The organism is Isoptericola variabilis, from assembly GCF_050311655.1.
In the GTDB taxonomy this organism is placed as follows: Bacteria; Actinomycetota; Actinomycetes; order Actinomycetales; family Cellulomonadaceae; genus Isoptericola; species Isoptericola variabilis.
In genome coordinates this window covers 1-255 of sequence record NZ_JBNOZM010000025.1, presented here as the reverse complement: position 1 = coordinate 255, position 255 = coordinate 1, and the positions used below count along the sequence as shown (strand labels likewise).

Annotated in this window: 1 protein-coding gene; it reads right to left on the bottom strand. The window is 71.8% G+C overall.

All coding sequences use genetic code 11. The annotated features are described in order from the left end of the window. A partial coding sequence (locus tag ACQP60_RS20920) for a sugar phosphate nucleotidyltransferase (protein WP_429736580.1) occupies positions 1-255 on the bottom strand: 255 nt, incomplete at both ends.

Sequence of the window (255 nt, the reverse complement as noted above, 5' to 3'; positions counted from 1 at the left end):
AGGCCGAGCAGGTAGGTGCCGTACCCGGACTTGGTGAGCTTCTCCGCGCGGGTGCGCAGGTCGTCGTCGGTCAGGAAGCCGCGCCGCCAGGCGACCTCTTCGGGCGCGCCGACCTTGAGTCCCTGGCGGCTCTCGATGGTGCGGACGAAGTCGGACGCCTCCAGCAGCGAGTCGAACCTGCCGGTGTCGAGCCAGGCGGTGCCGCGGGGCAGGACCTCCACGTGCAGGTCGCCGCGCTCGAGGTAGGCGCGGTTG